The organism is Paenibacillus sp. EKM211P (assembly GCF_011066175.1).
GTDB classification, from domain to species: domain Bacteria; phylum Bacillota; class Bacilli; order Paenibacillales; family Paenibacillaceae; genus Paenibacillus; species Paenibacillus polymyxa.
This window is the reverse complement of the sequence record NZ_JAAMNS010000003.1, coordinates 36276-58022: the sequence shown is the minus strand read 5'-3', so window position 1 is coordinate 58022 and position 21747 is coordinate 36276. Positions and strand designations below refer to the sequence as shown.

At 48.9% G+C, this 21747-nt stretch carries 15 protein-coding genes; 1 reads left to right on the top strand and 14 read right to left on the bottom strand.

What is annotated here, in order from left to right:
- Positions 1–2: 2 nt before the first annotated feature.
- From G9G57_RS06200 to G9G57_RS06140, 13 genes are all read right to left on the bottom strand, one after another.
- Entirely contained in the window at positions 3–890 is an 888-nt protein-coding gene (locus G9G57_RS06200) for a dihydrodipicolinate synthase family protein (RefSeq protein WP_025364158.1), read from the bottom strand.
- Between the two features lie 54 nt (positions 891–944).
- The gene (locus G9G57_RS06195) at positions 945–1946 is read right to left on the bottom strand and encodes a proline racemase family protein (protein ID WP_164964668.1); all 1002 of its coding nucleotides are present in this window, start codon (positions 1944–1946) and stop codon (positions 945–947) included.
- Positions 1943–3151: an NAD(P)/FAD-dependent oxidoreductase gene (locus G9G57_RS06190; protein ID WP_164964667.1), complete on the bottom strand. Its 1209-nt coding sequence runs from the start codon at positions 3149–3151 to the stop codon at positions 1943–1945. The genes G9G57_RS06195 and G9G57_RS06190 overlap by 4 nt, the downstream gene beginning before the upstream one ends.
- Before the next feature lie 152 nt (positions 3152–3303).
- Positions 3304–4827, bottom strand: coding sequence for an Ig domain-containing protein (locus tag G9G57_RS06185; RefSeq protein ID WP_126666073.1), 1524 nt, complete (start codon positions 4825–4827; stop codon positions 3304–3306).
- 69 nt (positions 4828–4896) lie between these two features.
- Positions 4897–6003 carry a M24 family metallopeptidase gene (locus G9G57_RS06180; RefSeq protein ID WP_164964666.1) on the bottom strand — a complete coding sequence of 369 codons (1107 nt, stop codon included), beginning with the start codon at positions 6001–6003 and terminating at the stop codon, positions 4897–4899.
- Positions 6004–6022: 19 nt separating this feature from the next.
- Positions 6023–6949, bottom strand: coding sequence for a carbohydrate ABC transporter permease (locus G9G57_RS06175; RefSeq protein WP_126666071.1), 927 nt, complete (start codon positions 6947–6949; stop codon positions 6023–6025).
- Positions 6946–7851 (bottom strand): carbohydrate ABC transporter permease, encoded by a 906-nt coding sequence (locus G9G57_RS06170; RefSeq protein WP_126666070.1) that lies wholly within the window; start codon positions 7849–7851, stop codon positions 6946–6948. The genes G9G57_RS06175 and G9G57_RS06170 overlap by 4 nt, the downstream gene beginning before the upstream one ends.
- A gap of 33 nt (positions 7852–7884) precedes the next feature.
- Complete coding sequence (locus G9G57_RS06165) at positions 7885–9240, bottom strand: ABC transporter substrate-binding protein (RefSeq protein WP_238799265.1); 1356 nt, start codon at positions 9238–9240, stop codon at positions 7885–7887.
- Positions 9241–9363: 123 nt separating this feature from the next.
- Entirely contained in the window at positions 9364–10956 is a 1593-nt protein-coding gene (locus tag G9G57_RS06160) for a response regulator (RefSeq protein WP_164964665.1), read from the bottom strand.
- A gap of 15 nt (positions 10957–10971) precedes the next feature.
- Entirely contained in the window at positions 10972–12798 is a 1827-nt protein-coding gene (locus tag G9G57_RS06155; RefSeq protein ID WP_164964664.1) for a sensor histidine kinase, read from the bottom strand.
- A gap of 13 nt (positions 12799–12811) precedes the next feature.
- Complete coding sequence (gene melA, locus G9G57_RS06150) at positions 12812–14110, bottom strand: alpha-glucosidase/alpha-galactosidase (protein ID WP_164964663.1); 1299 nt, start codon at positions 14108–14110, stop codon at positions 12812–12814.
- Positions 14111–14245: 135 nt separating this feature from the next.
- Positions 14246–18271, bottom strand: coding sequence for a DUF5695 domain-containing protein (locus G9G57_RS06145; protein WP_164964662.1), 4026 nt, complete (start codon positions 18269–18271; stop codon positions 14246–14248).
- A 263-nt stretch (positions 18272–18534) separates the two neighbouring features.
- Positions 18535–19227 (bottom strand): TetR/AcrR family transcriptional regulator, encoded by a 693-nt coding sequence (locus G9G57_RS06140; RefSeq protein WP_016821438.1) that lies wholly within the window; start codon positions 19225–19227, stop codon positions 18535–18537.
- Positions 19228–19363: 136 nt separating this feature from the next.
- Between G9G57_RS06140 and G9G57_RS06135 the strand changes: the two genes are divergently transcribed.
- Positions 19364–20716, top strand: a complete 1353-nt coding sequence (locus G9G57_RS06135; protein ID WP_017426322.1) for an MATE family efflux transporter — start codon at positions 19364–19366, stop codon at positions 20714–20716.
- 102 nt (positions 20717–20818) lie between these two features.
- Here G9G57_RS06135 and G9G57_RS06130 read toward each other — a convergent pair whose 3' ends face one another.
- Entirely contained in the window at positions 20819–21706 is an 888-nt protein-coding gene (locus G9G57_RS06130; protein ID WP_164964661.1) for an AraC family transcriptional regulator, read from the bottom strand.
- Positions 21707–21747 lie beyond the last annotated feature (41 nt).

Here is a 21747-nt window from a genome sequence, read left to right as displayed (position 1 = left end):
ATTCAAGATGAAACCCCGCTCGGACGAACTGCCACCTCAAAAGCTTCACGAATCCGGTCATAATCCGCCTGTGGCAACGCAAGTCTGGGCGGCCGTGTCGGACCGACCGGGAATCCAGCCAGCTCCATCATATATTTGATGGACTGCACCAATTGCGGACTGGCATCGTAGTGGAACAGCGGCAATAGTCTGCGATACAACGCGGACGCTTCCGCCAAATTTCCCGCCTGCGCAAGCCGGAACAGCTCTACTCCTTCTTTTGGTAACGCATTAGGTACCCCCGAAATCCAGCCTGTCGCGCCGAACAATGCTCCCTCCATCGCCAGATTATCTACTCCGACCATGACCTCCAGCTCTGTCTGGTCCAAAATAGCGTGAATACGCCGTACATCCCCGGAAAATTCCTTGACTGCTACAATATTCTCAATATGTGACAAGTCCGCAAGAATATCCGGGGTCAGGTCAACCTTGTAATCATGGGGGTTGTTATACGCAATGATCGGCAGGCCCACCTCTGACAATGCTTCATAGTGAGTCGTTACCTCATGGGGCAATGGATTATAATTAATGGGCGGCAACGCCATGACACCCGCTGCCCCGGCATCCTTGGCATGCTGCACCCAATGTACCGCCTGTTTAGTGGATGGAGCGGCCGAGCCGACTACAACAGGAACACGTCCCGCCGCAGCGTCAATGACCGTATGCACCACCTGCGATCGTTCCTCTGGAGACAAAGCAGCATACTCTCCCAGCGATCCCGTAGGTACCAGTCCGCTAATACCGCTTGCAATCAGATGCTCGCACAGCTCGGTCAGACGCTTGTAGTCGACCTCCATCTCTGCCGTGAACGGTGTAACCAAGGCCACATATACACCTTCAAAACGTGCCATATGCTCACCTACCCTCTCCCATTTTTATTTTCTTATTTAAATGATGCAAAATGCTCACATCAGCAAAAATCCTTCTCTCAGCGGGTCGTCAGGGTCCAGCACAAATTGATGATGTCCCGTCACCCAAGCCGAGCCTGTAATTTGCGGAATCACGGCCGGATAAGGACCTACCTGCGTCTCGCCCACAATTTCAGCCCGAAACATGGAGCCTGTGATGCTTTCATGCACAAACGGCTCGTGCAAGCCCAGCTTTCCCTTGGCGTGCAACACCGCTACCTTGGCCGAGGTTCCTGTGCCACAAGGGGAGCGATCGATACCGCCTGGCGGAATGACGACAACATTGCGACAATCGGCCTGTGAAGCCACGGGTTCTCCGTAAAATTCAATATGCGTCAATCCTTGAATAACCGGATTTTCAGGATGTACTACCTCAACAGCAGCATTCACTGCCTCCCGAATCTGTACCGCTGTTCGTACAATTTTCGTCCCATTGCTCTGATCCAGTGCAAGACCGATGGAAGCCGCTTCTATAATGCCGTAAAAGTTACCTCCATAGGCAATATCAAGAGTAACTCGACCGATGCCCTCTACCTGAACCTCCACCTCACGGCGGTACACAAAGGAAGGAATATTGGTGAACGTTACTTGTTTCACCTTGCCCTCATCTATATCCAGCCGTACTTGAACCGGGCCTGCCGGAGTGTCCAGCAATATAGATTTTTTATCCGCAGCAATCAGGCCACCTTCCACCAGTGCCGTGCAGACGCCAATCGTATCGTGACCACACATCGGCAAATAGCCGCCTGTTTCTATAAAGACCACACCCATATCTGCAGTTGGATGACAAGGCTCTGTTAAAATGCAGCCTGACATCACCTCATGACCACGCGGCTCAAACATCAGCAGACGGCGAAAATCATCATGGTGCGCTGCCATATAAGTCATCTTTTCCAGCATGGTATGCCCTACCAGCTTAGGCGCGCCGTGGATGACTGTCCGCGTCGGATTGCCTCCCGTATGAGTATCAATCGTAGTAATTCTGCCCGCTGCACTCATCCAGTTACCTCCCCGTGAATATCGTGGCTGGTAAAAGCCTCTCCGAATCGGTCATAACGCAGCGGCTCTACCGGAATACAAGTGGGTTCGCCGCGTACCATTTCGGTCACCAGCTTACCCGTAACCGCCGCCAGGCTAATACCATCTCCTTCATGGCCTGAAGCGATAAATAGCCCCGGTACTTCATCCACTGCGGATATGATGGGCAAATGATCAGGGGTCCATGGACGCAAACCCGTATACGCTCTCATCAGCGGCACATTGGCTAAGGCAGGAAAGAAGCGAATGGCTCTGCGGGCGATTAAGCGAATCACCTGCTGATCAACTCCTGTATCCATACCGACAAACTGACGGCTGCTGCCAATCAAAATGTTCTGGGATGCGGTGGGCTCAAATACCAGCGCTACACCGTATTTTTCATAAACCTCATCTACACTCCGCTGACCTCCGAACTTGCTCATCAGATAACCGAACTCCATCACCTTGCGGTTTCCGATCGAAGGCATTCGGGCAGACACCAGTATATGTCCTTTGCGCGGTATAATCGGAAGGTCCAAACCTAGCGAATCACCGATGCTACGTGTCCATACACCTGCGGCCAACACTACTGCATCAGCATGGATCACGCCGTTTTGCGTCTCCACTCCGCAGGTGTTCCCCCTTTCGTCCTTGAGAACCGACTGTATCGGCATGCGCGGCAATAGCCTGGCTCCCATCCGACGCGCGGCCCTGGCCAGGGCATACGTCATCTGCACCGGATTTACAGTAGAATCTGTCGCACACTCCAGTCCGCCCGGCAAATCTTTGGCTAGATACGGCCATTCCTCTTGCAAATCCTGCTGATCCAGCATGCGAAACGGAAGCCCTTCCTGCTGCTGGCGGGTGACCCACTGCTCTGCGGCCTGCATCTCCTGGTCGTTTTCACAGACAAGAATACTTCCAGGCGCACGATACTCAAATTCATCTTCCAGTTCCTTAGCCAGCTCTGCCACCAGCTTCTGTGATAACAGTGACATCCGACTGTCAAAGCCGGGCTCTTTGTCGATTGCCAATATATTTCCATCACATCGGGAAGAAGTACCTCCAGCAATTTCCCCTCGTTCAGCCAGCACGACCTTCATACCAGATTTAGCTGCATAATAAGCGATAGCTGTACCGATGATTCCACCGCCTACAATGACCAGATCCGCCGCATCGTGTTTCATTCGTTTTCCCTCCCTTCAACCGTTTCCATATGAATGGAAAACAATCCGGCGGCTTGCCCCAAAGCTCTATTTAGGCAAGTTGCTTTATAGTCATTCAGCCCCATCCAAGTTCAGTCAAGACATTCGGGACAGCCACCTCTTGGGGGCATTCATTACAGCTTGAGCGTAAAGGTTTGTGTGACAGGCTTGCTCAGCTCGTCATAATCCCGCAGCTGTATGGTGAACGTATACGTCTTGTTGGCTGCTCCGCTGTCTGCTTTTCCGCTAATCGTTCCTGTAAAGCGGTCCAGTGTAAAGCCTGTGGGCAGTTGACCGCCGGTCACCGTCCAATCGTAAAATGGTACGCCTCCCTTGGCTTCCAGCTTGGCCGTGTATGTCTTTCCTTTGACGGGTGCTGGCAGTTGCTTTGTTATGATTTCTGGCGCGAGGAAAGGAGTCAGGTCCTTGCGCAGCGGCCAGCCTGCCTTTTCTGCTACAAGCAGCGAAAGCTTCGTGTTCATCCAGCGCCGGGTTGGGAACAGGTGGCGCCAGCCTCCATTTTGTCCGCTCAATCTATCGACCTCTGCAAGCTCTCCAGAGAGATGATAGCTGTCGTCCAATGCAGCCGGTCTGTGCTGATAGGCCATAATATCCGGGTCATTGCCAGCCGCTTCCTTTAGCGCCTTGACGCCTGGGAACGTGTCGCTGAATACAATTGCATGACCGAATTCGTGCATGATCAGCCCATGCACATCCGTCACCTTGGACAGATCGGATTGATACCATTCTTCATCGTCCACCGATGTGAATGGAATGGCATCATCATAGAAATCCAGGATCAGACTATAGGAACGGTTTAAGTTCCCTGGGACGGTCACACCGTTACGTGTATGATAATTGCCATTCGCTGCCGGAAAGCCCGTAGAATACGGCCCATTTAGCCCCCTCATAAATACCCACATGCCTTTGTAGGGTTTGTTATTCGTCACCTGTATTTCATTTTGCCAATCATCTCCTGGCAGATGGTTTATTTCCGCATTGGCAGGAACCTCATCAAACGGCTTCAGATCAAAGAAATAGAACCAGTCCTTCACTGCCAGCTCTGCGGCTTTTTTGGTAGCCGCGTCATTGAAATAAGGCTTGATCGTATCGAATCTGTAGTCAAAATGGAGGGGGATTGTGGGTTCTTCATTATCGTCCTGATCTAGCACACGAATCGGAATAGACTGAGTGGTTGTGTGGCCGTTATTTTCGGCAACGGACATAGACAATGTATAGTTCTCTATTTCACCGTTTCCTCCAATCCGGTCAGGATGAATAGCCAGCCGGAAATCCTTTTCCTCCTGTGCATTGGCAAAGGTCAGCGTTTTGCTTGCTCCTTGCGCCGACAGCGTACTTGGCAAATCCATCATCAGTCGGGACGTGCCTTGCGCTTTTAACGTAACGGTTAACGGAAAAGCGGCATTGGCAGGCGGCTTCACTTTTAGCTTCACATATGGGTTCGCCAGATACCCTTGCCAATCGACCAGATCTATACCATAGTCGTTCACCGTCCGGCTAAAGATGTCGATGACTTTTACATCCGATTCTGCCTCGGCATAAGCCTGTTGAGCCGGAAGAGCTGGTGTCAAAGCCACAATGAGAGAAGTTGCCAGTGTGATCAGCCATACTTTGGTTTTCCTTTTACGCGTGTTCATTTGATCCCTCCATCTCGTTTTTTGGGATGATTTTAAAACTATGGATAGTTACCTATAATGCACTGCGTTTTATAACAAAAGCAGCTCCTTGGGCGAGGCAGTCAGCACCTTGGCACCGTCATCTGTGATCAGTACATCGTCCTCAATCCGAACTCCGCCGAAGCCCGGAATATAAATGCCCGGTTCCACGGTAATGACATGTCCCGGTACAAGCACAGATTGGCTCTCACGGGACAGTCGCACCTGCTCATGAATCTCCAAGCCAAAGCTGTGGCCCAATCCGTGACCAAACTGTTCTCCATAGCCATAGGAGGCAATCACATTCCGCCCCAGACTGTCTCCCTCCCGACCGCTCATGCCAGGGCGAAGTCCTGCAATCGTCGTCATATTCGCTTCTAGCACAATAGCATACAGTTCCTCGTGCCGTTCTGATGGATTTCCAACGAATACGGTACGCGTAATATCAGACAGATAACCACGCACATTTGCGCCAAAATCCATCGTGACAAACTCGTTCTGACCAATTTCCTTGTCACTGGCCAGTCCGTGGGGCAGGGCCGAGCGTTCACCTGAAGCAACAATGAACGCAAAACCGCCTGATTCCGCGCCTGCGAGCCGGAGCTGATATTCCAGTTCCGCCGCAATCCGCCGCTCTGTAACTCCAGGCTGAATATAATTCAGCACTTCCGTAAAGGCGGCATCGGTAATGCGCGCAGCTTCACGGATGGTGTGAATCTCTTCCTCGTCCTTCACGTCACGCAGCCGTTCAATTACATCCTCCGTTGGCACGTATTCCAACGAGCCCAGTGCGGCTTGAAGCTGTCCCGACTGTTGAAGTGAGACATGCCGGCTCTCTAGACCCAGTCTACGAACACCCAATCTACTTGTAAGGTCAGCGATGGTCTGGAAGATTTGTGCCTCATGCCGAATAACTGAATATTCTGCTGCCTGATCTGTTGCCTGCAACATATAGCGGAAATCCGTCACCAACAAAGCCTCTTCCTGCGTAACGAGCGCAATTCCGGCGGAGCCTGTAAATCCGGTCATATATCGTCGATTGGGTCCATGTGTAATAAGTAGTGCATCTATCCCTAGAGCCGGGAATTCCGAGCGTAACCGAGCCAGTCTGCCTGGAACACCCTGTAACCGTTTTGCTGAACTGTTGGGTTTATCCAAAGCTACATCAGCCTCCTTTTTAGCCTTTAATCCCTGTCAGTGTGATGCCTTCAATAAAATAGCGTTGTCCGATAAAAAATATCAGGACGATCGGAGCCAAAATCGTGCTGGATGCCGCCATCAGGTAAGGCCAATTGGTATTGTTCAATCCCCGAAAAGTCGCCAGCCCCAGCGCCAGTGTAAAATGCTTTTCGTCACTCAAATAAATAATCGGGCCCAAAAAGTCGTTCCACACATCAATAAAGGTAAATATCCCGATCACGATCAATGCAGGCGAAGATAAAGGAATAATGACGCGCCATAATACAGTTAGCGGTGTACCTCCATCCATATAAGCGGCTTCGTCCAGATCGCGCGGAATCGTCAGCATAAATTGTCGCATCAGAAAGATGTTGAACGCCCCTCCTCCAAACCATGCAGGAACAATCAGCGGCAGAAATGTATTCAACCCGCCCAGTTCACGCCACATGACGAAAGTAGGTATGAGCGTCACCGCATAAGGCAGCATCATCGATCCGATCAGCAGAGAAAAAATCAGATTACGTCCAGGCCAGCGCAGGCGGGCAAAGGTAAACGCCGACACAATCGAGGTCATCATTACTCCTGCCAGCACACACACCTCAATGATGAACGTATTCAGAAAATACCTGCCGAACGGTACCGAAGTCAGCGCTTCTGGGTAATTGCTCCATTGAAAAGGAGAGGGTATCCACTCTGGCGGGAATACGAAAATTTGCGATGTTCCCATCAGAGAGCTACGAATGAGCCATACAAATGGCAACAACATTAAAACACTGCCTATCATTAAAACGATATACAGTAGGATGCGGCTGATTTGGAATGGTTTGGAACGGGCGGCGGTAGCAGGACTTCGGGAGCGTTCAGGCTGTGGAAGTGGATGTTGCGGTGTGTCTGAAGGTTTGACAGAAGAAGTAACCTGATTCATGAACGTTCCCCCCCTTCATAGTGAACCCACTTTTTGGACGTGGAGAAAATCAGAACTGTTAGGACCATAATGACGAAAAATAAGATCCAGGCCAGCGCTGAGGCGTAGCCGATTTTCGTCTCCGTAAAGGCTGTACGCCACAGGTAGAACACATAGAACAGGGTTGAATTGTTAGGTCCCCCGTTTGTCATGACATACGCCTGATTGAATGCCTGAAAGGTGCTAATTAAAGACATAACCAAATTGAAGAAGATGGTTGGTGTCATCGAGGGAATCGTAATATGAAAAAATTTGTGAAACCTATTGCCGCCGTCTACCTCAGCTGCTTCATACAGATGGGTGGGCACCGACTGAAGTCCCGCCAAAAAGATAATGACCGTATTCCCGATCCCCCAAGTGCTCATCATGATGAGCGAGGGTATTGCAGTGTTCTCGTCATAAATCCATTTGCTCCCCGGCAGGCCAACACTCTCCAGCAGTGAATTCAACAGACCAAAATCAGGATTGAACATCCACAGCCACAGCATCGTGTTGGCAATACTCGGCACAATGGTAGGCAAATAATAAATCGTGCGGAACACCGACAAACCTTTTACCTTTTGATTTAATAGAAGTGCAATGATAAAAGCTGCCGCCAAGCCTAGAGGTACGCTGCCCAGTGCATAATACGAGGTCACGAACATGGATTGGGAAAAGGTAGTATCCTCGGTCAAAATGGTTCGGTAATTATCCAATCCAATAAAGGTCATCTGTCCACCAATCGTCCAATCGGTCAAGCTGAATACGAACGATGCCACAATCGGTCCAATCGTAAATATCATTAATCCCAGGATGGCAGGCAGCGCGAATAGCAGACCCCAGTTTCGCTCCATGCGCATCATTCCTGATTTTGGTCGCTTCATGGGCCGTTCTCCTTTCGCAGCTGTCCTGCCGCATTATTCATCCGGATACACTCCTTGAAGTAGTGGCTGAATAATGGGTTCCAGTTCTTCCAGTGCCTGCTGCGGCGTCTTCTTGTTCGTCCAGATTAGATCCAGCCCTGGGGTCAGCTTGGAACCAATATCAGGCCAGTTGCGAAGAGTCGAAGTTGACGGCTTGATCGCATAATCTCTGGCATACTCAATGCCAGCCTGCTGAAATTCCGGTGGATGTGCTGCATTATTCGTCCACGACTGGATGGCCTGCTCGTCGGTATAATATTTTTCTTCGATAGGCATCCACAGACCGGACTTGAACAGATCCACCTTTTCAGGATTGTTATGGTACAAATAAAATTCGAGCGCTTCTTTCGGGTGCTTGGTGCTCTGGAAAATAACTGTGGCCCCCGCAACGATCATCGTTTTGGGCTCTTTAAGCTTCGGCAAAACGCCGATACTCCATTGCAGCTGCTTGTTGTTTGAAAAATCGAGCAGGGACCATGTTCCGTCTACCACCATAGCCACCTTTTTGGTCTGGAGCCGAATCGTATTGGACGGCATGTCCTGCTGTTGGATCAAATCAGGAGAAACATGCTCCTTGAAAACCAGATCTTGCAGCTTCTGAAACACCTCTACCGACTCAGGGCGGTTCAGAGTATACTTCTTGCCTGTTTTGTCGGTTAAACCTCCGCCATTGCTTGCTAAGAGCGGCCCCCAGGAGCTGCGGTCGTTGCCAAAGGCAAAGCCGTATTGCACAATATTTTTCGGATCAAATCCGCTGTCTCCCGGATGCTTGCTATTCTGATCCTTGGTCAGCTTTTTGGCAATCTCCAGAAATTCATCCCATGTCCACGCTTTTTCAGGATCAGCCGGAGGAACGGGTACCCCTGCTTCTGTAAACAACTCCTTGTTATAAAATAGCTGCATCACTTCCAAAGCAGTGTAATTACCGATAGACTTGCCGGGTTCGCTGTAAAGATAGGAGGATTTGAGCTTGTTTTTTAATTCGGGATATTCGTCATAATAGGAGGATAAATCTAGGAGTCTACCTTCACTTGCCCATTTCATCGTGAGCGAATCACCCAGGTAGGCGATATCAGGAAGCTGATTGGCAGCCATTAAAGTGTTAATTTTCGTGGTGTAGTCACCAGGAACATGCTCGCCCTTCACCCGAATGTTCGGATGGGATGCATTAAAGCTTTGAATCATCTTTTCCATCGCCTGCTTTTCGTCATTGCTCCCCCAGTACATAAACTTGAGTTCGACCGCATTGGGATTAGCCGGTTCGCCAGCGCTACCACTGCACGCCGTCAGCCCTGTCAGCATCGCCGTCATCACCAGAGCCATCCATGTCCGTAACCTTCGTTTTCGCAAATCAACCGGCCCCTTCCTGAACTGGTTTCTCCTTACAAGCCTATTATGCGCCGAGAGCCCGAAGCCGACCACCTAACGACTCCAGACTCTCTTTGTTTTGGTATGATTTTTTTAACAGCGCGTTTACAAAAATGTTTTGCGGAATTCCGTTGGCGTTAATCCGGTATGCTTTTTAAAGGCAATACTAAAATAGTTCGTATCTGTGAAGCCCACAGCCTCCGCCACCTCTGCCACCTTGCGATTCGGGTCCAACAGCAATTCCCGGGCTCGCTCGAAGCGCACACGCGTCTGATACTCAGCGAAGCTTTCACCTGTAACCTGCTTAAAACGGGCACTCAAATATTTGGGACTCATATTCATGTACGCTGCAAGACGGTTCAATCCCCCATCCTCCTGAAGGTGCTCACGAATCCATTCCTTGGCCCGTTGGAATTTGCGCGGAATCCCCTTTTCGCGCGATTCCCGGACTTGGCGACCCACCCGGACAAAATAGCGTGATACATAATCAATCATCTCAGGTCCGTGCCGCAATCGGGACAGTTCCAATAATGGGTCTTGCTGCTGTATGGATGTTTGTCCTTCGGATGCATCGCTCTGAACAATACGCATAACGAACAGAACAAGCTGAGTGACGATCATTTTCACCTGATTGACAGGCAAGCCCGCTAATTGTCCAGACCATTCCTGCAAAATCGCATGTACAGCAGCATCATTGCCGGCACGAATTTCCGTAATCATCAGCAATTCCTTCTCCAGCAAATGACTACTGTTCGGCTCAGCCGCCTGAATGCTCTCGAAGGGGATGATCTGGCTATAGCCCACCCACCCCCGATGCTCCACAGCCTGTACTGCTTCCTCATATGCTTCAGGAAGCTGCTCCATCCGTTGTACGGGACGGCTAATCCCAATGGACATCCCTTGGCTCAATCGTTCCTGCACCGCCTGACGAATCTGCCGGGCCGTCTGCTCCGCTGCCCTGCAAGATGCCGCCGCCAGCAGTACAACACGCCGATCACGGGAAACCGCCGCACCATGCGCCTTCGTCCCGGCTGCTGCCGCAGCCTCCCAAGCCAACTCGGCGAATACATGTGTGCTCTTATTGGTGGAACTCTGCGACTCGCTAGGAGCGGATGCTACCTGCTGCGAGGCCTCCTCCAGCTCACAGCACAGCACAGTATAAGGCGGTCTGCTCGTCTCGTCGAAAAATCCCAGCCCGTCCATCTCCTGAACGACCTCCGCTGCGGGGCGCCGCTGCTGGAGCAGATCCAGCAGCAAGTGCTCCCTGTACAATGGCTCCAATGAACGATGACGGTGAATAGCTTCCTCCTCGCTTCTACGCCATTGCGCAATGCGATCCTCAGCCCGTCTCAGAGCCGCTTCAAAGTCTTCGCTTGTCACTGGCTTGAGTAAATAATCAACCGCTTGAAGCGAAACGGCCTGACGAATATACGTCATGGATTCGTACCCTGTCAGGAATAACAGCGGGGTCTGCTGATCCTTTTCCCGAATGGTTTTGGCTATGTCCAGCCCACTCATATCCGGTAAATTAATATCCAGTAAAATCATGTCCGGTCGCCGCTCTGTATACAACCGTAATGCCGTTGCGCCGTTCTCCGCCATATCACTGACTTCCACTGACAGGCCACTTTCCGCCACCATCAGCCTCAGTCCTTCCCGAATATGATATTCGTCGTCCACAATCAGCAGCCGGTACATGCCATCTCCCCTTTCTTATTCGGTTCGAATGGGTGCCAGTAAGGTAACCGAGGTGTACTGACCCAGCTCGGTTGTCACAGACAGACCATATTGGGGACCATAATGCCGAAGACGTTCATGTACATTGCGGAGTCCAAAGCCAATCGCACTCCCCCGCTCGGCATCTAGCGATTTCCGAATATCGTCCAGACGCTCGGCTCCAATACCGCCCCCATCATCACTGACCGTTAAACGCAAAGCATCGCCTTCCCTCGCACCGGATAACATAATATAGCCGCGGTCGGTACGCCCTTTCAAACCGTGGTAAATGGCATTTTCAACGAGTGGCTGGAGAATCAGCTTGGGTACGTAAAACCCGCAAATATCCTCCTCGACTTCGCATATCCACTCGAACGAATTCCGAAACCTAAACTGCTGTACCTTTACATAGGCGCTTACATGCTCGACTTCCTGTCCCAAACTGATTTGCTCTCGACCATAACTTAGCGAAATGCGAAAGCATTTACCGAAGGCACCAATCACCTCTGCCATATCCCGCTGCCCATTCGCCAGCGCCATTCCCTTCAGTGACTCCAGTGTGTTGTACAGAAAATGCGGATTAATCTGCGCCTGAAGCGCGCGAAACTCGGCCTGTTTGCGCGACAGCAACGCTTCGTATACTTGCCCGTACAGCTCATGATTTTTTTGCATCATATGAAGAAATCGCTCCCCGATCTGCCCTACCTCATCCTTAGGGTTAAATACAACGGAAGCAGGAGCTTCAGGAGCTTGGGCTGAGGCCGTGGTGGTCACACTCCCATCCACTGCCATTAATCGGCTCAATTGAAGCAAGGGGCGACGAATTGTATCACTTAGCCGATAAGACAGCATCCAGCCCAACACCAGTGCAATCAAAAAGGTCCAGATGGTCCAGGCCCCAATTTGTCGCGCATCCTCGAATAACACGGACTGATCGACTTTTTGTAGGAGTGTCCATTGTCCCTCGTTTAACGGTCCGTAGGAAATCATCGTCTGGCGGCCGTTCCATGTTCTCCAGTCCTTCGTAAGCACGGGTCTATCCACAGCAGATTTGGCGATTTGTCGCAATAGCACTGGGTCCGCAATGCTCTGCTCCGGCAATCGGTATACAGGCTCGCCCTCCTGATCGAGCACCCACATCTGGGTATTGCTGTCTGTTTCATGAAAAGCAAGCCCACGAAACAGACTGGCCTTGTCGATTTCCAACAGCAAAAATCCAAGTGGCTCATAATCTCCCGTCGTTTTTCGCAGCAGCTTCCCGACGTATATACGCTCCTCCGCCATCCCGCGTCCTGATTCAAACGGCGGATGAGCCATCCACATCATAGGTTGCTCGGCGAGCAGACGGCGGTAGTACACACGTGCTTCCTTTAATGTAGGAAGGCCGCCAAAACGGACCGAAACATTCCCTTGATAGAGAGAATGTTTGAGTCCGCCATTGGCGGCATAGATGAGCGAGGACGTGATATACGGCTTGGTCTGGGTTTGCGTACGAACGACCATGCTGAGTGTTTCGTCGTTCCGCAAGTATTCATAATCATCTTCCGGCTTGGTCTCCAGTGTGGACTGCACATCAGGATTGCTGAGAATGGCGTTGGTTAGATCATTCAAATCGGAGAGTGTCGCATTAACGTAATTTTCACTCATTTGCCGGGACTGCATTGCCAGTGCTTCTGACTTCTCACCAAGAGAATGGGCCGCAATCCGGTAAAAGGTAAAGGTCAGCACCACCATCGGAATGACGGTCAGTACCAGCGTCAATACGATAAATTTCACACGGATCGTAGGAATTCCGGCGAACTTTTGACGACCCCGGCCCCCCATTCATTGGCCTCCCTTACACATAAGCGGGAAGCCATGTCCCGTGCGCTGCAATCAGGTCGTCGCACAGAGAAATGATATCATCCATGGATAACTCAGCTGAAGTGTGCGGGTCCAGCATAGCGGCGTGATAAATATGTTCTTTTTTCCCCGTAATCGCAGCTTCAATCGTTAATAGTTGGGTGTTGATATTCGTTCGGTTCAGTGCAGCACATTGGGGTGGCAAATCCCCGACAAAGATCGGCGTAACCCCATTACGATTCACCAGGCAGGGCACCTCCACACAGGCTTCCTTCGGCAAATTGGTAATCAAACCTGTATTCATCACATTACCGCCAATGGCAAAAGGCTGATTGGTTTCAATTGCCTCAAATATATAAGAAGCATATTCGTTCGACCGTTCGTGGCGCAGATCCTGATTGCCCAAAAGTTCCTCACGCATCGTCTCCCAGCGTTCAATCTGGCTTACGCAGCGGCGCGGATATTCATCCAAAGGAATATTGAACCGTTCAATCAGCTCCGGATATGTCCGTTTGATAAAATACGGATGATACTCTGCGTTATGCTCGGACGATTCCGTAATGTAATAGCCGAATTTCAGCATCATTTCAAAGCGCACCATATCATGATGCTTTTCCTGCTGCTTGGCGGCAGCCCGCTTTTTAATCTCAGGATACAAATCCACCCCGTCCTTGCTCACTTCGAGCAGCCATGCCATATGATTGATACCTGCAATTTTCGCCTTTACCCCTGCCTGCTCCAGTCCAAGACTTTTGAACAACTCCGGTATACACGCCTGTACGCTATGACACAGCCCTACTGTCCGGACACCGCCGTGTACGTTCATTACATTCGTCAACACAGCCATCGGATTTGTATAGTTGAGGAACAGTGCATCCGGGCATACTTCGCGCACGTCTGCTGCAAAATCGAGCATCACCGGAATCGTTCTTAAATTGCGGAAAATGCCGCCAATGCCGACTGTATCGGCAATCGTTTGGCGCAGACCGTATTTTTTAGGAATCTCAAAATCCGTAATCGTACACGGATCATAGCCGCCCACCTGAATGGCATTTACTACATAGGCTGCTCCACGCAGTGCTTCCTTGCGATCAGTGTAAGAGCGGATCACACAGGTACTCCCCGTCGTTTTTTTCAAATTGGATAAAATATTTTCCGAATCCTTCAGCCTAACGGGATCAATATCGAACAATGCCAGTTCAAAGCCCTGCAAAGCAGGCGTCAACATACAATCGCCAAGTACATTTTTAGCAAATACCGTACTGCCTGCACCCAGAAATGTAATCTTGCTCATACTTTGTCCCCCATTCACCTTTTTGTTCGCAGCTTTACACCTCAAATGCAAGGATACCCATCGCCACTCTCCCCTTTACAGGAAGAAAGTGACGATGGGAAAGATTAGCCATGACTATGCGTTGTTGCCTCCCACTCAGGATACTCCCACTGATTTAGCTGGGCTGATAAGCCGAGGCGGCCAGACAGATGTTACCGGAGATGTCGTAGTTGGCGGAGTTGTTGAAGTCTCCGGGCTAACTGATGTTGCCGGTGAAGCCACGGCTCCTGCCTCCATTACGGTTACCTTGGCTATTGCCTTCAACTCTGTCCCTTCCACTTTGCCCTTCAATTCAAACGAACCTGGAGCAGCATATTGTGCAGGGTCTATATCCTCCCATTCCACAGCTACCCATTTGGTGGAGCCTTCTCCATACGTAGCTTCCACTACGCTTGGCAGTTCAGGTTTTTCACCCACATGAGTGGTTACATTCACCTCTTTTAACGCAGTGATGTCCTCAGTTGCCACCAGACTCTGTGCTGTACCAGAGGCCAGACCTGCCACCTCGTTTGCATTCAAAGCACGGCTGTAGATCCGGAAGTCATCCACCAGACCATTGAAATATGGATCAGGGTACTGGGACTTACCGATAAAATTATTTTTCGTCTGTCCCAGACTGGTTGGATTCAAGGTCAGGTTGGTATTGCGTCCCACTTCTTTCCCATCCACGTACAAAATACCTGTGGAGCCCGAAAGCGTGACCGCAACATGCTTCCATACGCCTGTCGGCAATACAGGGGCATCAATCGTCTGTTCCTGTCCTTGCCCGTTACCCTGATTCGTAATGGCAAATAGCATCCGGTTCCCGGCTTTAGGGGTCAGGAACATATATTCATTGGTCCCGGAGCCGAAGTCAAAAATCCGCACATAATCGCTCAGGCTGTTCGCTTTGACCCAGCCGGATACGGTCAATTGCTGTGCCCGACTGACAATTCCTGCCGGAAGCTGCACATAGCTGTCCTTGCCGTTCAGGCTGACAGCATTGCCTGTTTTACCCGCAGCCCATGCCACGGTCCCCTTAACGGTAGCATCATTGCCGCTATCTGATGAATCTACAGCAAGAGCACCGCTTGTTTCGTCAAACTTGTAAACGGCAAGCCGTTCAGGTAACGGTGCCGCCGGTTCAGCGATCACAGTTACTTTAGCCTCTCCTGATAACTGGGAATCGCTGGCTGTCAGCTTGAAGATATACGTTCCTGGCTCGGAAACATCCACCTTCGTACGTATTGATGTCTTGCTGCTGAATGTGACCTTCGCGTTCTGTGGTCCTTCAACCAGACTCCACTCGCTTGTCACTTTTCCTTGCGGAAGCCCGTCATCTGTAGTTGTACCTTTCAGAATAATCTGATCCGGCAACTTCACCTTGGAATCTTTGCCTGCATCAACGACAGGTGCTTTGTTGGGATCTGGTGTGGTTGGTGTCAGCTCTACCGTATAGGAGGATGCTGTACCAATTTCCAATTTAAGCTTATTGGTTGGTGCATACGCATTAAACTTGCCTTGCGATTGTCCCCCCACTTTAACCAGGTACGTTCCTTTCTTTAAACCATCAAATGTAACGTACGTAGAATGAGCTTGGCCCGGCGTTTGATTTTTCAATTGAAGCCATACATTATCCTTGGATGTTGCCAGCTTGGCTTCAGTATACTGATCCTTTTCCAGCTCGATATACAGCTTTTCCGTGATCAAATTGACCCGTTTGAACAAACCGTCCAGCGGCTTGATCGTATACACGTTACCGCTTTTGCTCACCTCTGCACCGTAGCCCGTCAATCCGAATATCGGATCAACCGCGATATCCGCGCTTAAGGTTTTAAGTGCACCGAACAATCCGAGGTCAGCCTCACCGCTCATGCCGCGCCAGCCGTTAAAGAGCGGGACGTTTTTACCGCCGCCGGTGCCGTTTGTTCCGTTATTGCCTTTTTCCGCTTGATACGTCCATGCGACCGCCCCGATGTTCTCAGGGTCCGAGCTGATTTGCCCGGAGTTAATCGCTCCGACATTGGCAATTTTGGCAGCATAGGACAGCCGTTGTTGCTCCTCGCGATGATTGTCCTCATGATGACGAATCCAGTCATCCATCGCATATCCCGCAAGTGAAGTCGTGTACTGGAAGTTAAACCAGTTCTCCCCGGTAATCGTCACCGGATCGGTATAGTAGTACCATACAGGCATATGACCGCGTGACGCACGAGTTTTGGCATTAATTTTCCCCATCATTTCCAGGGCTTTACTTTGCTCGCCCTCTGTATCTATATTCTGCTTGGCTAACGTATATACAGCCTCTTCGCCTGTATTGTCGTAGCTATATTCAGAACCGTAAGGATACTTTGTATTTTTAAAATTGTTATATTTGCGATCCATTTTTTCCTTGAGATCATTCGCTTCATCATCGTAGCCCTCATCATGCAGGGCCTGAATAATATCCGGTGTGGTCAGCTCACCCATCAAACCTGTTTCCCAGTTGTACGCAACGGGTCCTTCATATAATGCTTTGAAAATGTTATAGGCCCGCAGCAAATAGGTTTCCTTCGGATGCTTGTAAGTGACGAGATCCGGGTATTCCTTGGCAATCTTATACATACTGAAATACGTGTTGTATACATGCGGGTATGCATATCCCCGGTAGGTCGGTGTATCATTTGGCTCCGGCATCAGGAAATCATGAATTAAATAGTCCTCATGATGTCCATTCATCAGATTCGTCCAAATTGCCGTCTCCAAATAATCGTCTACGGCCCGCACCTCTTTGGCGACTGGAGAAAGCGTGTTTTTCTCAGCCAGGAACTGTCCGTGGGTCAGACCCCAATCGTCCCCCCAGCCCCAATAGCCGTTGAAAATGTTGCGTTTGGATTTGGTATGCATCATCCAATCGTCAAATACCTTATCGCGCAAATCACCTGGCACGTTCCACTGGGTTTTGTCTACCATAAAGGTAGCGTGCCGTTGTAGCGCCTGATCAATCGGCTCGATGGCATAGAATTGCAAAACCGTTTTGCTGCCATTGCCGTATTCCACCGTAATGAAATTCGGGCCCAGCTTAGTAAATTTCAGTTCATAAATGTGGTGTCCTCCGGCCTTGCTATCCGTCTGCGGAATAACGGTTCCGTCTGGATAGGTCACCTTGTTGATCGTTTGCTTGGTACGCAGATCCACCTTCGCCTTTTGATTCGTAGGCACAATCATGCCTGGTACGACCGTAGTATCCACCAAGTTTTCTTGATACAACGTATCCTTTACATCATGCTCGTCCTTCACCGCCAGAAACTTGAAGCCATAGTTTTTGCTTTGACCGGGATTCAGGATCAGGCTTGTGTTGGGTAAATATCCACGGTTGGTGGACTTGATGACATTGGAATGAATATAAAATACATTCAATCCCTCCAGCCATTTGCCTTCGTTGGCCGGATTCCAGGCCCACTTGCTGCCCGGATGCTCCTCATCTCGCCAATGATCTTGATATTCAAAACCAGCACCTGTGGTGGAATCAGGAATCAAAAGCAGGGAAGAACCAATGCCGCTGGGGCGCCCAGCTGTAATATAGGAGCTGTTATTGCCGACGAAGGAATGCGTCACGACTCTCGTTTCATAAATCGCATCACCATTGGTCCACTGCTCATTAAAAGGTAAAGGCAATCCAAAATCGCCAATCTCTAATTTTTTGCCACTCGTATTCTGTACCTGTATATTCCACAGTACTGAACCATTCGACTCCGCTGAATAGGTTTCAATGACTTTAAAATTGCGTATGCCTTCTGCATTATTTGAGTTCTCATACGTGACCGTAACACGGTTGCCGCTGGTCGTAATCTTACGTGCGTCTGCCGACTTATTTGTCCATGCCTTCGTCCAGCTACCTTCATCCAGTCGGTACGTGAACATCAGCTCCCCTAGCCACTGATGATCTGCCGTGTTCTGCTCAGGTGTCACCGATGCGTTCATGACATATTCCGTCGGAAAAGCATCTCCTTTGATACGAATAGATGAAATTTCCCCATGCTCTCCTGTCTGGATTGTCAGCTTGTCATTAGATAGCTCATGAGCCTCTGCCGTATGCGCCCCAAACAACACAGACGCTGTGGTTAAAAACAAAAACGCCGCCAATATTCCCTTAAATTTCATCAACACGGCCTCCTTTTTGATCTCGGGGTCCTGATTTGCTTGCCAATCACCTGAAGTCTCTTCATTTCGCCGCAACCTCCTTGGAAATGTAAGCGCTACAACTCTATTGTACAAAGCCTTGTCCATTGGTAAAATCAACATTTTCAACCGATTTATATAGGATTTCAACCTAATTGTGTCGTGGGATTATATATTCAATAACAATTTAGAGTAAACGCAAACCTAATTAAAACCGCCCATCCAATAATGGATGGGCGGTTTTTTTACATACTACTTTCCTGCTCCTTGATCACCTGCTCAATTCCCAACAAAATCAGCTTTAATCCGAACTCGAACGCTCTATCGGTTCCCATCAGTTCGAACAGCCCATTTTTGAACATCCGCCGGAATAGTCCTACTTCTGTCTCACTCATGGAATCCAGAAGGTGAACCATCTCTTCACCCGGAAGTGCTCCCTTGTCCTTATCCTTAAGGAGCGCGGAGACATTACGTTCATGCTGATAATCGTCCAGGACGAAGTAGGAGACATAGTTCACAAGCGTTGTAACCACTTGCATTTTCTGCTCTTGCTCAAGCGGCGCCGACTCCACGCAGAGCAGCATACGGTTGGTGAACCGGATGATGTCCGGTTCGTGGGGCAGCGTCATCATCATGAGCTGCGTGGAGCAGGGGTACCGATACAGTACACTCCGCATCGTTACCGCCAGCTCCCTCAGTTGCTCCTTCCAGTCCCCCTCGGAATGAAACTCCTCCAGAATCGTTTTCGATACCTGGTTGGCCAGACGCTGATAGAGATTCTGCTTGCTTTTGAAGTACCAATATAGAGAGGGAGCCTGAATTCCCAGCCGATCGGCCAATCGTCTCAAGCTGAATTTCTCGATACCATCCTCCCCTAGAAGCTCCCACGAAGCTTCTAAGATCTTATCTTCCGAAATCTGAGGTTGCTGCTTTTTCATCGGTTATCCGCCCTTTAATCTAACAGTGTAAGTTTATTCTTTACAGATTTATTAATTCATGATAACATCTAACACTGTAAGGTTCAATCTAACGGTGTTAGATTAGACCAAATAAATAAAGAAAGCAGTGACTCGCATGGATGCAGAAAACCTCCATTACTTTGAAAAAGCACCGATCGCTAAAGCCGTAGCTCACTTCGCTGTACCGATGATGCTAGGTACGTCAATGAGTGTCATCTATTCCATCTTAAATGCCTATTTCCTTGGCACTCTCCACAATACCGCCATGTTAACCGCACTCGCACTAACCTTGCCGTTATTCGCGGCCATTATGGCGATAGGAAACCTGGTTGGCATCGGCAGCGGTGCATTTATCTCCCGATTGCTGGGAGAGAAAAAGTATGCTGATGTAAAGAATGTGTCTTCATTCGCCTTTTACAGCAGTTTAGTTCTCGGTCTTATCTTGATGGCCCTTGGTCTCCCGTTGATCGATTCACTCGTTCAGGGTCTGGGGGCGACACCTGACTCCTTCGGCTTCACGAAGGACTATGTCACGATTATGCTTATAGGTTCGCCATTCGTCGTATTATTCTTCACACTTGAGAATATTGTGCGCTCGGAGGGTGCTGCAATTACGTCGATGATCGGTATGATACTCAGTGTTGTCGTGAATATTATTCTCGATGCGCTGGTCATCTTCGTTTTCCATTGGGGCGTGATCGGCGTTGCGTCAGCTACGGTTATTTCTAATGTGGTTGCGAGTATATTCTACGCCTTCCATATGGGATATAAGAGTCAATTTTTAACCATCTCCATAAAATGGTTCAAGGCTACCAAGGATATTCTGAGCAATGTATTCAAAATCGGAGTTCCCGTGTTTATTATGAGTCTCTTCATGGGTGCAATGTCACTCGTCTTTAACCATTTTCTTGTCGAGTATGGGGATCAGGCCATAGCGGCTTACGGAATTTCCTCACGCTTATTACAATTTCCTGAGTTTATTTTGATGGGCTTATGCGAGGGTGTTGTACCATTGATTGCCTTTAGTTTTACAGCGAATAAATTACGAATGAAACAAACCATTGGATTTACAATCAAAGCGATTTTGGCCTTGGCAGTCGTGTTTGGCATCATCGTCTATCTGATTTCCGACCATCTAATTGGTTTATTTACCAATGACCCGCAATTAATTGTAATGGGCAGCTACATTCTGCATGTGACCTTCTTATCCTTGTTCATTACGGGGATGACCACGTTGTTTACGGGGATTTTCCAAGCAACGGCGCAGGGAACCGCTGCGTTTATTATGTCCGTCATACAGGGAATTACTCTGATCCCCGTGCTATACATTGCCAATCGAATGAGTGGCTTCCACGGGGTGGTCTGGTCGCTCGTCATTGCGGATGCCGTCGCGTTCCTTGTTGGAACTATTATGCTGTATGTGCTGCGGAACAGATTGCAGCCAGAGCTGGATCATTTAGTACAGTAGAAAACATATAACATGCAAGAAGGCAGGATAAGGACATTAACCGATCCTGTCTTTTTAGATTCCGCCGCTACTTAGCGTGGTAATAAAAAAAGCCCTGAAACATCAATCATCCATTTTTAATTTCTTGTAGGCTAACGGTGTCATGTTCATCGCTTTTCTGAATCTTTCTATAAAATAGCTGGTACTGTTAAATCCAACCTTATAGGCAACTTCTGTAACGTTAGATTCTGCTTGTTGCAATAAGACTAAGCTTTTTTGAATCCGATAATCCATTACATAATTCAACGGAGTTACCTTTAAAATTCGTTTGAAATATCGGCAGCATTCAGAACGGCTCAATTGACCAGATTTTGCAATATCATCTAATGTGACTTTTTCAGCATAATGCAAATAGATCCAGTTTAACATTTGTTTGATCCGTTGATTCTTTACCATTTCCACCTGGTCGTATTCTAATGGAAAACCATTCATGACTAGGTTTTTCCAAATTAATGTTAAATACATCGTAATATCGATTTCATAGTATGGAGATCTATGTTGAATGCATTGATTAATCTTCAACATGGCATCTAAAATGTTTTTCCCCCAAAGCTCGTTAGAATCTATGTATACATAAGGTAAATTTGTCGCTTGAATGTAAGGAGCTACGTAAGGTGTGTAAAGCTCTTGTGATAAAACGAAATGAGGAGAAACATTTAAACAGACATAGACGCAACCCGATTGATTCTGATCTTCCGCCATATGTAGGCAGCCACTATTTATAAATAACCCATCACCTTGTCGTACGATTCGTTTATCCTCATTTATTTGGAAGATCGCCTCCCCTTTTACAACCAGAACAAATTGAATTTCATCATGCCAATGAAGTGGTATGTATCCATGTATATTTTGGTTAATCGTTGTTTCATAACATGCAACCGGTAGTACGACCGTCCGATGCTCGGTTAGTTCTTTTAGGTTTTGGCCAATTATGAAATCTTTTATTTGCAAATCATCACGACCTCAATATATTTATATTTTAACATCAAATT

Bases quoted from the DNA above. Each gene is read 5' to 3' on its own strand.
- G9G57_RS06200 (WP_025364158.1), bottom strand. From the start codon at position 890: ATGGCACGTTTTGAAGGTGTATATGTGGCCTTGGTTACACCGTTCACG.
- G9G57_RS06195 (WP_164964668.1), bottom strand. From the start codon at position 1,946: ATGAGTGCAGCGGGCAGAATTACTACGATTGATACTCATACGGGAGGC.
- G9G57_RS06190 (WP_164964667.1), bottom strand. From the start codon at position 3,151: ATGAAACACGATGCGGCGGATCTGGTCATTGTAGGCGGTGGAATCATC.
- G9G57_RS06185 (WP_126666073.1), bottom strand. From the start codon at position 4,827: ATGAACACGCGTAAAAGGAAAACCAAAGTATGGCTGATCACACTGGCA.
- G9G57_RS06175 (WP_126666071.1), bottom strand. From the start codon at position 6,949: ATGAATCAGGTTACTTCTTCTGTCAAACCTTCAGACACACCGCAACAT.
- G9G57_RS06170 (WP_126666070.1), bottom strand. From the start codon at position 7,851: ATGAAGCGACCAAAATCAGGAATGATGCGCATGGAGCGAAACTGGGGT.
- G9G57_RS06160 (WP_164964665.1), bottom strand. From the start codon at position 10,956: ATGTACCGGCTGCTGATTGTGGACGACGAATATCATATTCGGGAAGGA.
- G9G57_RS06155 (WP_164964664.1), bottom strand. From the start codon at position 12,798: ATGGGGGGCCGGGGTCGTCAAAAGTTCGCCGGAATTCCTACGATCCGT.
- melA (WP_164964663.1), bottom strand. From the start codon at position 14,110: ATGAGCAAGATTACATTTCTGGGTGCAGGCAGTACGGTATTTGCTAAA.
- G9G57_RS06145 (WP_164964662.1), bottom strand. From the start codon at position 18,271: ATGAAATTTAAGGGAATATTGGCGGCGTTTTTGTTTTTAACCACAGCG.
- G9G57_RS06140 (WP_016821438.1), bottom strand. From the start codon at position 19,227: ATGAAAAAGCAGCAACCTCAGATTTCGGAAGATAAGATCTTAGAAGCT.
- G9G57_RS06135 (WP_017426322.1), top strand. From the start codon at position 19,364: ATGGATGCAGAAAACCTCCATTACTTTGAAAAAGCACCGATCGCTAAA.